Consider the following 10,616-nt stretch of genomic DNA (forward strand, 5'->3'; position numbering starts at 1 on the left):
TGCTTAAAAATTTAACACAGATGAACAAAAAACTGGCTGTTTCTCTCTTGACTCTTCTCTTTACCGTTAATTTTCCTTTATTAGGTTGGGCCGAAACCGTGTTAGAAAAAGTAAACCGGACAGGGGTGCTGACCGCAGGGGTGAGGACGGATGCGGTTCCCTTTGGTTATACTGACAACAATAACGCCTTACAAGGATATTCTGTTGATTTAATTAAATTGATTCAACAGCGTTTAGAGAAACAATTGAATAAACCGATTAAATTAGAATTAAAAACCGTCACCTTAAAAAATCGATTTACTCAAATAGAAACAGGTCAATTAGATATTGTCTGTGAAGCCACCAGCATTACACCAGAACGAGAAGAAATGGTTGATTTTTCCATTCCCTATTTTACCAGTGGAATTCAACTGCTAGTCCGAGAAGCGGATGCAGAACGTTTAGATCCCACAAAAGCCTCAGAAACTCAATTAGAAACTATCCGAGAAAATAATATCACCGTTGGATTTTTACTCGGAACCACAACAGATGATGAATTCCGTCCCATTTATCCTGAAGCAAAATGGCAAGTTGTGGGTAGTCGTGCGGATGGAATTCGTCGGTTAAAATCAGAAGAAATTGATTTAATGGCGAGTGATGGGATTTTATTATTAGGTGAATTATGGGAACAAGGCGAAGATTTTAAAGCGTTTCGTTTAGTACCTGAACAACCTTTAACCTTTGAAAATTACGGCTGTATTTTACCTCAAAATAGTGCTCAATGGGGAACCTTGGTTAACCAAACCATTACCAGTGAAGAAAATACTCAACTATGGAACCAATGGTTTGACCCTAAAACAGGGCGTTTTCCTTACCAACGTTTTCAAAGTAAAGCTAAACCTTAAAAGGGGAAAGTCCTCTCCTTTGACTTTTTATTCCTAGTATCATTAATGTCAAATTCAGCCAAAAACCTCTGATTATATGAAATCCTGAAAAGAATGCTACAAATTCCCCCCTGTAGAGACGTTGCATGCAACGTCTCTACAGGGGGGTTAGGAAGGATCATCTGTAGCATCTATAATTGGATTTCATATTAGATCCCCCTAAATCCCCCTTAAAAAGGGGGACTTTGAATTCTAATCCTCCCCTTTGAAAGGTAGGGGTGATCAAGGACTAGAAAAAAATCAACGAACTTTTGGTAATCAGCCTACTTTTAGCTTTAAAAATGTAGGTTTTAACCATTGGAGGAGGGAACATTCGGTTTGATTAACCGTTGAATACTAACGTATATTGCTAATAGAATTACTCCCACTGATAGAAAACTAAACAAAACCGTTCCCATTGTGAATAAACCCACAACCAGGGTACGAACTGCTGTTGATATTTGAATCACCGTAAAATTCTCGGATTGAATCGGTTTGTTAGCGAATTTTTCAGCGATAATATGGGTTAATTTATAAAAGACTAAGGCAACTCCCCCATACATTAACCCATTCGTAATACAACGGAATAAATTAATAGTATCTGTTTGTGAGGTCGTTTGAGGTGTTTTAGAAGTAGATTCAATCATAGTTTATGAGTGGGCTAAACGAATACCAGTAGAAATAAATTTTGCTGTCCAAAACTCTAATTCTGGGTTAGCGATTTGGGTTTTTACAGCTTCTAAAACCCGTAAAGCTTCGGCTTCAGATTCTGTTAAGGCAAACACCGTTGGCCCGGAACCAGACATCATGGTTCCCAGAACACCTTGAGCCTCAAAAGCTTCTCGCAGTTGTAAGACTTGGGGATATTCGGGTAAGGCAACTTTCTCTAAATCATTGTGCAGCAATTTACCAATTTCTGCCCCATCTCGGTGCATAATTGCAGAAACCATCGGCCCAGAATGAACCCGTTGTTGACGAGTTTCTAAGTCTTGAACGTCTGAAACGTAGCTATCACTAAACTGTTGACGATAGGTTTTATAAGCCCAAACCGTCGAAATTCCCAAGTTCCGATATTTAGCTAAAACCACATACAAATGATCTAAATTCGTGAGGGGAGAAAGTTGTTCACCTCGTCCCGTTGCTAAGGCAGTTCCACCTTGAATACAAAAGGGAACATCCGAACCAATTTGAGCCGCTAATTCTTCTAATTCACTTTGAGTTAAGCCTAATTGCCAGATTAAATCTAAACCCACTAAAACCGCCGCCGCATCCGTTGAACCTCCCGCTAAACCTGCGGCAATGGGAATATTTTTTTTGATATTAATTTCCACTCCCCCAAATTGTGCCATCGCATCGGGGAATTGTTGGGCTAATAAGGCTGCCGCCCGATAAGCTAAATTCGTGTGATCATTGGGAACTTCTGCATGGGCACAGCGCACACTAATGGTATCAATTCCAATCGATTGAATGTCAATTTGATCGGCTAAACTAATACTTTGGAGTACCATCGCCAATTCGTGATATCCATCGGGGCGATCGCCTATAATTTCTAAGTAGAGGTTAATTTTTGCCGGAGCAATTAAAGAATAGGAACGCATTTGTATTCACAAGACAAACAAAGTTGTTGATTGTTTACAGGTAAGGGCGGGGTCACCCCGCCCCTACAACTGTTGATCGTTGACTGATAGTTCAGTCCATAAACAGTTACTCAAATTTACCCATTGTTCAACACTGAGGTCTTCGGCGCGAACTTGGGGGTTAATCTCTAATTGTTCCAGTAATTGGGTTAATTGATCTCGACTGACCACACTTTGTAAATTATTTCTTAACATTTTGCGTTTACTGGAAAATCCTAATTTGAGTAAAGTTTCCAAATATTGGGGGTTAGAGGCGGGATGTTGGATGGGACGGGGACGCAAACGAATCACCGCAGAATCCACTTTTGGCGGGGGATAAAAGGCTTTTGCGGGGACATCACAGATATAATCGCAGTCGGCGAGATATTGGACTCGAACAGACAACGCCCCAAAGGTTTTAGACCCTGCATGGGCGGTGATACGTTGAGCAACTTCTTTTTGAACTAACAGGACAATTAATTGAAATGGGTTGGGGTTTGGTTCCCCAATGGTTCCTAATAATTGTTCAACAATTGGCCCGGTAATATTATAGGGAATATTAGCAACAACTTTATTGGGATTTTTGAAATTGGGAAAATTCTGTAATTGCGTTGCAATATCTAAGGTTAAAATATCCCCTTGTAATAATAAAAAATTCTCTTTATTGCCTAATCGTTTAACCAGATTTTTGCATAAATCCGTATCAATTTCAACCGCAACAACAGACGTAGCTCCTGATAGCAATTGAGTGGTTAAAATTCCTGTTCCTGGGCCAATTTCCAAGATTCGATCTGAGGGAGATAATGACGCAGATTTAACAATTTTACTTAACGCTTTTTCACTGCGTAACCAATGTTGAGCAAATTGTTTTCGAGGTTGGGGCGATCGCATAGAGGAATTAAATAATGGGACTACCATGATGATGAATTAAATACCATTGATTTGCCATCCGAGTATAAATATTCGTTGCCATTGATGTTGCTTGCAGGCGACGGCGACCGACAATTTGCATCACATTTTCTGTTAAAATAACATAAGCAATATCTCCATTAATTTCCGTTGAGATAATTTGGGTTTCAATTTCTAAATATTGAGTGGCTTTAAAAATTTGCTCCCAGGAAGCTCGAATAGCTTCCCATCCTTTCACCGCTTTCCGTCCAGGATGAATGCAAACCGAAGCAGTTCCCTTTGACCAAAGGGTACTCATGGCTTCTAAATCCTGTTTTTCAAAAGCTCGATAAAATGCTTTATTGATCGTTAATACCAGTTGTTCATCCGTCATAACGCTGAAGTAGGGTGAGGGGGTGAGGGAAACCAGAATAAGCGGCTCTCTTCACAAGTGGCCCGAATTATGTCAGTATCATTTCCAGCATCAGGTGTTAGGGATTGGTTAACGGTTAACCGTTGGCTATCAACCGTCAACATCAAAATGTGACAGACTCGCTCAACTTCTCACCCAAATTAGGCCGTGTCAAATCGAACTCAATTGTTAGTTAGTCGTGTTTTAGTGGCTGTGATTGCCATGACCACACCACAAATTGCTCAAGCTACGGAAATTGTAGCTCAAGCCAACCCCCAAGCCAACAAACAGCTTAATGATTTGTTAGAACAGGGCCGAAAGTTGGTGGATGCTGGAGATCTGGAAAATGCCATTACCATCTATACCCAAGCGGTTGCTTTAGATCCTAGAAACGCTAAAATTTATTCAGGGATTGCCTATTTAGAAGCGTTACGCGGTAACTTCCAAGTTGCGGCTCAATATTATCAAAATGCCTTAATCTTAGAACCTAATAATGCGGATTTTCAGTATGGTTTAGGGTTTAGTTTAGCCAATTTACAACAATATGATGCGGCGGCGGATGCCTATCGTCGGGCGACAATGCTCAAACGCGATAATATTCAAGCCCATCAAGGGTTAGCCGCAACCTTATTCCGTAAAGGGGACTATACAGGGGCAATTCGAGCTTATCAAACTATTCTCACCCTTGACCCGCGTAATTGGCAAGCTTATTCTTCGATGGGGATGGCATTTCTCAAGCAAGAAAACGTGATGAAAGCCTTAGAAGTGCTGCAACAAGCGGCAATGATAGCCCCCAATGAAGCGAGTATTCAAATTAAATTAGGAGCCGCTTTATTAAAATATGGCGATCGCAATGGGGGTGTTGCCGCCTTTGAACGTGCCGCCCAACTCGCTCCCCGTGATGGCGATGTGCAATTCCAAATTGGTGAAATTTTTAAAGCTGAGGAAAACTGGGAAGCCGCCAGCCAAGCTTATCAACGGGCTTTAGCGTTAAAACCAACTTTGATGGAAGCGAATGCAGCCCTGGGAGAATTGCAACTCGCACAACAAGATTATGTCGGGGCAATTATTAGTTATCGTCGGGTGATTGAAAATAATCCCAATGATGCCTCTGCCCATTTTAATATGGGATTGGCGCTGAAAGGCCGAGGCAGTCGAGAGCAACAAGCGATCGCGTCTTTCCAAAAAGCCTTAGAACTTTATCAGCAACAAGGCAATCCCGAAGGCGTCAAAAAAACCCAAGCTGCTTTACAGCAATTACAACCGAAGAAAAAGTAAATTGATGTTATTGGCGATCGCATTCCCATTAGAAACAAATTAAGCTGTTTTTAGGAAGGTGCGATCGCACAAAGTCATCTCCAAAACCTGTGTCATCAACTATGATAGAAAGGGAGGCAATTGTGCAATTAAGTGAGGCTATTGCCCATAAATTTCAGCCAGAAAAAATTATTTTGTTTGGCTCTTATGCTTATGGTAATCCCCAAGATGACTCGGATGTAGATTTATTAGTAATTTTGCCATACAAGGGAAGCAGCTTTCGCAAAACTTGGGAAATTTTGAATAAAATTCAGCCTAAATTTGCTATAGATTTGTTAGTACGAAGTCCTATAGAGGTGGAGCAACGCCTCGCATGGAATAATTTTTTTCTGCGGGAAATTATCGAAAAAGGAAAGGTGATTTATGAATCCCCTAACCGTTGAATGGGTTGATAAAGCTGAGGGGGATTTTACGACCGCTTTAAGGGAATAGCGATCACATATTCTATAGGTTTTCTTCACTTAAATTAAAAGGAATAATTACTGATTGTAACCAATGGGTAAATTCTTTTCTGGTGATTTCTCCTGATGCGACTTGAATAATAACTTTTTCCTGTTCTTCTACATTGGCATTAATTTCAAAACCATTCAGGATTAAAAAAACTTCCATTGCTGCATGACCCGTTCTTTTATTCCCATCCAGAAACGGATGATTTTTAATCAAAGAAAAACCTAATGCTGCCGCTTTTTCTGCAAGAGTCGTATAAAGTTCTTGGCCCCCAAAAGTCATTTGCGGTTGAGCAACAGCCGATTCCAGTAAACCCCGATTTGTAATTCCTAAACCCCCACCCGTCTGAGCAATAATTTGATGATGAATATCTAAAATTTGTTCTATAGTTAAGTAGAGCATTAGGCTAGACGTTGATAAAGCTCATGGTTTTTATTGAGGACATATTCTGTGGCTTTTTGATAGGATAGGGTTGGCGGTTTGATAGTAATAATCAGTTGTCCTTCCTGTTGAGTTAGTTCAACTTCTTGGCTATCTCCTAATAATTCCTTGGGGATTAAAACTCCTTGTTCGGTAACTTTTAATTTCATGGGTTTTATTTGTGCTAAGATTAGTCAAGTTTATTCTATCATTTCCTCTAACCAACTTTGCATCGCCCCTAACAAATTATCCTGACTGGGGGGAAACCCGCGCAAAGGTGCTGACCGGGGTTCATCTCATCAAAGTTGAGTCTATATTGATTTGCCAATTTTCATCAATAAATTGCAGATTTTCATCATAAATAAGCGTCAGTTCACCAAGATTTTTTGACTCATTATGATTAGATAAATATTCAGCAAGCTCAGGAACAAATTGAAGGAAAAACTTGAGTTGAAGCCAGCGTTTTTGACCTGTGAAACCAATAGCACTACTGACTAATTCAAAAGATAGGGAACGGGGTAAAATAATCTCTTCATAAAATTCATCTTGTTCATCCCAGTATCCAGATATTTTATACTCGCATAATTCCAGATGTTCTGTCACCAGTGCGTTAGCATCTAGATTTGCTAATACCTCTGTTAAATCTTGCCAAACTGGGTGAGTTTTTAATTGTAGTTTTGTCATGGTTGGTTGCTGATTAATGCTCTGTTACAAAACCGGGAAAATGTAAGACTCCATCTATTACTTTTGATTTAAAATCAAACCCTTCAATTTCTGAAGGAACCAGACCAATATTCCCGCGAGGGGAAACAATTCCTTTTTCAATAGCTTTTAAATGTTTATGATTTTGGTCATATTTTATCACCAGTTGGATTTGCTCTTTGCTAAAAGATACTAACTGACCATTAGCAGTTTTATAGATTATATCAGGCTGAATTTCTGCCCAGCTATTGGGTAGATGTTCCATTCAATTTTTACTAAGATTATCAAATTTTATTTGACCATTTCCTCTAACCAAGTTTGAATTACTCCTAACAAATTATCCTGACTGGGGGGAAAACTGCGTAAAGGTACTTCTAGGGTTTCATCAGTTATCCAGAGAATGTGTAAACCCAGTTTAGCATCGGCAATTTTGCCACAGCAGGTGAGGAGTGGGGTATGAAGTTTACAGTCATAATTTAAACGGATTAATAATATTGAGTTGTCGAGAAACAATTAACCCATCCTGCATATCTTCAGAATACAGAGTATCTGCACCACCCGATAAAGCACTGGCAACAATCAAACTATCCCAAAACGAGAAATTATATTGAATGCGTAAATCAGAAGCTATAACAATAATATTGCGATCAATATCCATGACAATACAACCCTGATAAAATTCTTCAATAATCTGTTTAATTTTAATTTCACTAAGTTTGGCTTTTTTGCATAAAACAGCACAAACTTCATTAATCACTTGGGTACTAATTAAAATGTTTTTTTGATTAGTCAAATTGATAGCAATGTTATGCTTTTTAATTTCTTCAGAACGATCGCTATCTGGATCTATCAAAAATTGATATAACCATATATTAGAATCACAAAAACTCAGAGGATTTGGCATAACTAGAGTTGATGTATGTCATCTTTGGTTAATTTACGCACACCCGGAACGGAAATTGGATTTTGCGTTAATTCGGCAATGATTCCCGTTTGAGAAATTCTTTTAGGTTGTTTGAGGATAATCACTGTCACCTCGTTTTCTTCTCTTAAATCCTGTTGATATTCTTCTGGTATCTCGATGATACCTTGTTGGATTTTTGCTTTAAATTCAACGGAATTAGCCATCTTGTATTCTCCTTGTCTATGATTAAGCTTGATCAATCTGTTCGCGGGTGAGAAAACCATTGACTTTAATCGGCTTTTCTGTTAAAGTATCAATGATATCTGGGTTTTTCATATTGACTTGAAAACTGGCTAAATTATCAAGTTGATTTTTAGGTTGAAACGCTTCGAGAATGGCTTGGATTTGGGTAATTTGTTCCGGTTTTAACCCACTGATATTAATAGTTTTGCTCATAATTGATGGACATGAATAGGATATGATAATTTTAACACATTTCCTCTAACCAACTTTGCATCGCCCCTAACAAATTATCCTGACTGGGGGGAAACCCGCGTAAAGGTGCTTCGAGGGGTTCATCGGTTATCCAGAGGATATGTAAACCCAGGTTAGTATCGGCAATTTTGCGACAGCAGGTGAGGAGTGGGGGATGAGGTTTACAGTTATGGAAAATTAGGGCTAGGTGGCGTTTTTGCAGTTGTTTTTTTACGGTGAGAATCTGTTGTTTGAGTTGGGCAAAGTTGCTGACAGTGGGGATGTCTGTTTCGGGGAGTGCGAGGGAGTAAATTAGGGTGCAAAGTTCTTGACAAATAGCGCTGGTGTCTGTTTCATCTGCTAGGGATTGAATGTTGATAGGTAGGGGGTAAGTTTGGGTAGTGGGTTGGAGTTGGGTGAGAATGTCGAATATAAAAATAACGTGATTATCTGGCTTCTGGAAGGTCATTGCTCTTAGTCCATTAAATGTGGCACTCACTATCTGAACACCTAGCCATGCTTTTACCGCATTTTCAGCTACACCCAAGCCTCTACCTGCGAGTGTCATCCAAATTGGCGTGCTAGTTTCAGAATCATACAAATTTGACCAACTCACGGGATTTTCTGCCGGATTTTGACAAATAACAGGCAACCAACTGGCACAGGGAAAATAGTTTTCTATTCCATGTAACTGTTCTCGCGCTTCTCTGACAGCAAGATATAAAGATTTACCATTAGAAAAAGAATTTAAAAAATATTTCAAAAACTCTTTCGCCACTAAATCCGGTACAGGTTCCCGCATGACAATCATTTGAGGAATCTGTAACTCGGTTAAATCTCTAGCAATCCCTAACCCATCACAGGAATTGAAAATCGCTAACTGTAACCCTCGTTCAATCGCCTTTTTTAGAGCATATTTTAAATCAGTAATCGTCAAACTTTCTTTAGAATTAATATACATTTTTCCCGTCGTACCATCGGGATTACTGCTACTATGTCCAGCAAAAAATAAAATATCCCACCCGTTCTCATCCCAAAGTTTTTCGTTAAATTCCTGTCGGTTGGGTTCAACTAAAAACTCCGGTTCAGCATTAGATAAATTTTCCAAAAATTTCCGATCTGCATTAATATCAATACCAGTTTTATCACCTAAAATCGCTAATATTCTAACTTTGGGTTTAGGTTTAACTAACTTTTCTACTCGTTCAAAGGCAGAAGAAAACAGCGCCACTTCTGCTAAACGATAACTGGCAAATAAATCCCACAAATACCAAGGCAATCTTCGCAATAGAGGATCTTCTGTCTGAATAATGACTCGAACAATATCATCGGTTTCTATCTTTTGCAGAAACTTCTCTTTAATGGGGCGAAAGAGTTCTGAATTAAGCCAATGGTTTAACTGTTCTTTTAAAAGATTACCGTTTTTTATTAAATCAAGATTTGAAAAGCTGTTAACTGGATCTGATAGTGTCATCATCCTAAAACCTGACAGCTTTTTGCGATATTCTGATTGCCAAATCATGTAAGTCCAAGGAAATTCAGTAATATCGAGATTTTTCTGTATTAACAGGAATGCAAGGTGATGTAACCCTCTCTGGACACAAAGATAAAAGGCAAAACTAATGACGATTTGTTTAGGAATACTAAAGGGGGGAAGTTTGCCATCGGCGGAAATGTGGGAGCGATCGCCCTTTTCTGAGATCTGCAAGTTGACCGGAAATCCTTGCTCAAAACTGCCTTCCCCAATTTTAAGAATAACTAACTTTTCCATAGCTCCAGTCTATTAAGTTAATAGATAAGAAAGGCGATCGCAATTTCTTTGCATCACTTAAATGAGCAGGAACTTTGCGCTTTCACTTATAATAGACATCTCCGAAAATCTCCAAATGCCCTCTATAGCTAATTTTGGAATCTCTAGCACTCCTGTGCCAGCTTCTCCAAAAGTAACGGATTCATAGGCTTTTTCAGTCACATTAATAATAACTAATGAATTTTATCTCTGATATTCAATCATTTTTCAAAAGAATTCTGGGCAATTCTTAGATGGTAATACAATCGCTCCTATTCGCCATCTTATTAATCCACATACTGTCAAGATTACTGCTTCATAATTTTGCCTCTTTAACCGAAATCTTTCTGAAGCAACTCGATAAATTTTTATCAGTCTGATTAAATGTTCGACTACAATCCTTTGTTGGGCTTTTAACCGATTTTCTTCTCGCTTTTCCGCCGACATCTCTTGATTCCTCGGTTTCTTATGCGGTGTATTAATTGCTGTTTCTCCTACATAAGCTTTATCCCCTCTGTATTTTTGATTATTCCCCAATTCCTGGCTTCTTTCTCTCCACAATTTCAGATCACTTGTTGCTCCGGTATAACCCACAGCTACATCCACTATTTCTTTTCCATTTGGCATGACAATGACTTGATTTTTAAAGGTATGTGTCTTTTTCTTTCCTGAGTAATATTTTTTCTGCTCTTCATTGTCTGTTGGTCTTTCCCTGGGCTGTTCATAGCTATCTACTACTAACTCA

17 protein-coding genes are annotated in these 10,616 nt (G+C 39.0%); 3 read left to right on the top strand and 14 right to left on the bottom strand.

What is annotated here, in order from left to right; genetic code table 11:
- The first annotated feature begins 20 nt into the window (after positions 1–20).
- Positions 21–884: an amino acid ABC transporter substrate-binding protein gene (locus H6G57_RS25485; protein ID WP_190523754.1), complete on the top strand. Its 864-nt coding sequence runs from the start codon at positions 21–23 to the stop codon at positions 882–884.
- Positions 885–1,213: 329 nt separating this feature from the next.
- On the opposite strand, the gene H6G57_RS25490 is transcribed toward H6G57_RS25485, so the two are convergent.
- The 4 genes from H6G57_RS25490 to H6G57_RS25505 all read right to left on the bottom strand — a co-directional run bounded on the left by H6G57_RS25490 (position 1,214) and on the right by H6G57_RS25505 (position 3,800).
- Entirely contained in the window at positions 1,214–1,549 is a 336-nt protein-coding gene (locus tag H6G57_RS25490) for a DUF3082 domain-containing protein (RefSeq protein ID WP_190523756.1), read from the bottom strand.
- A gap of 3 nt (positions 1,550–1,552) precedes the next feature.
- Complete coding sequence (ispE, locus tag H6G57_RS25495) at positions 1,553–2,500, bottom strand: 4-(cytidine 5'-diphospho)-2-C-methyl-D-erythritol kinase (protein ID WP_190523758.1); 948 nt, start codon at positions 2,498–2,500, stop codon at positions 1,553–1,555.
- A gap of 63 nt (positions 2,501–2,563) precedes the next feature.
- The gene (gene rsmA, locus H6G57_RS25500; RefSeq protein WP_190523809.1) at positions 2,564–3,409 is read right to left on the bottom strand and encodes a 16S rRNA (adenine(1518)-N(6)/adenine(1519)-N(6))-dimethyltransferase RsmA; all 846 of its coding nucleotides are present in this window, start codon (positions 3,407–3,409) and stop codon (positions 2,564–2,566) included.
- Between the two features lie 7 nt (positions 3,410–3,416).
- Positions 3,417–3,800, bottom strand: a complete 384-nt coding sequence (locus H6G57_RS25505; RefSeq protein WP_190523760.1) for a nuclear transport factor 2 family protein — start codon at positions 3,798–3,800, stop codon at positions 3,417–3,419.
- 186 nt (positions 3,801–3,986) lie between these two features.
- Between H6G57_RS25505 and H6G57_RS25510 the strand changes: the two genes are divergently transcribed.
- Both H6G57_RS25510 and H6G57_RS25515 read left to right on the top strand, forming a co-directional pair.
- The gene (locus tag H6G57_RS25510; protein WP_190523761.1) at positions 3,987–5,096 is read left to right on the top strand and encodes a tetratricopeptide repeat protein; all 1,110 of its coding nucleotides are present in this window, start codon (positions 3,987–3,989) and stop codon (positions 5,094–5,096) included.
- A 122-nt stretch (positions 5,097–5,218) separates the two neighbouring features.
- The gene (locus tag H6G57_RS25515) at positions 5,219–5,518 is read left to right on the top strand and encodes a nucleotidyltransferase domain-containing protein (RefSeq protein WP_309236048.1); all 300 of its coding nucleotides are present in this window, start codon (positions 5,219–5,221) and stop codon (positions 5,516–5,518) included.
- A 61-nt stretch (positions 5,519–5,579) separates the two neighbouring features.
- Here the strand turns inward: H6G57_RS25515 and H6G57_RS25520 are convergent, their stop codons facing one another.
- From H6G57_RS25520 to H6G57_RS25565, 10 genes are all read right to left on the bottom strand, one after another.
- A complete protein-coding gene (locus tag H6G57_RS25520) occupies positions 5,580–5,984 on the bottom strand; it encodes a type II toxin-antitoxin system death-on-curing family toxin (RefSeq protein WP_190523766.1) in 405 nt (134 codons plus the stop codon).
- Positions 5,984–6,172: a hypothetical protein gene (locus tag H6G57_RS25525; protein ID WP_190523815.1), complete on the bottom strand. Its 189-nt coding sequence runs from the start codon at positions 6,170–6,172 to the stop codon at positions 5,984–5,986. Before H6G57_RS25525 ends, H6G57_RS25520 begins: the two co-directional genes overlap by 1 nt.
- A gap of 121 nt (positions 6,173–6,293) precedes the next feature.
- Positions 6,294–6,686 (bottom strand): hypothetical protein, encoded by a 393-nt coding sequence (locus tag H6G57_RS25530; protein ID WP_190523768.1) that lies wholly within the window; start codon positions 6,684–6,686, stop codon positions 6,294–6,296.
- A gap of 13 nt (positions 6,687–6,699) precedes the next feature.
- Entirely contained in the window at positions 6,700–6,969 is a 270-nt protein-coding gene (locus H6G57_RS25535; protein ID WP_190523770.1) for a hypothetical protein, read from the bottom strand.
- Positions 6,970–6,995: 26 nt separating this feature from the next.
- Complete coding sequence (locus tag H6G57_RS25540; protein WP_190523818.1) at positions 6,996–7,217, bottom strand: hypothetical protein; 222 nt, start codon at positions 7,215–7,217, stop codon at positions 6,996–6,998.
- Complete coding sequence (locus H6G57_RS25545; protein ID WP_190523772.1) at positions 7,174–7,608, bottom strand: PIN domain-containing protein; 435 nt, start codon at positions 7,606–7,608, stop codon at positions 7,174–7,176. Before H6G57_RS25545 ends, H6G57_RS25540 begins: the two co-directional genes overlap by 44 nt.
- 2 nt (positions 7,609–7,610) lie before the next feature.
- The gene (locus H6G57_RS25550) at positions 7,611–7,832 is read right to left on the bottom strand and encodes a hypothetical protein (RefSeq protein ID WP_083625634.1); all 222 of its coding nucleotides are present in this window, start codon (positions 7,830–7,832) and stop codon (positions 7,611–7,613) included.
- 22 nt (positions 7,833–7,854) lie between these two features.
- Complete coding sequence (locus H6G57_RS25555; RefSeq protein ID WP_190523791.1) at positions 7,855–8,064, bottom strand: hypothetical protein; 210 nt, start codon at positions 8,062–8,064, stop codon at positions 7,855–7,857.
- 31 nt (positions 8,065–8,095) lie between these two features.
- Complete coding sequence (locus tag H6G57_RS29245) at positions 8,096–9,853, bottom strand: CHAT domain-containing protein (protein WP_242049091.1); 1,758 nt, start codon at positions 9,851–9,853, stop codon at positions 8,096–8,098.
- Between the two features lie 246 nt (positions 9,854–10,099).
- Positions 10,100–10,616: transposase family protein (locus H6G57_RS25565; RefSeq protein WP_190523794.1), on the bottom strand; the 517-nt coding region annotated here is incomplete at its 5' end.

Source organism: Planktothrix sp. FACHB-1365 (genome assembly GCF_014697575.1).
Classification (GTDB): Bacteria; Cyanobacteriota; Cyanobacteriia; order Cyanobacteriales; family Microcoleaceae; genus Planktothrix.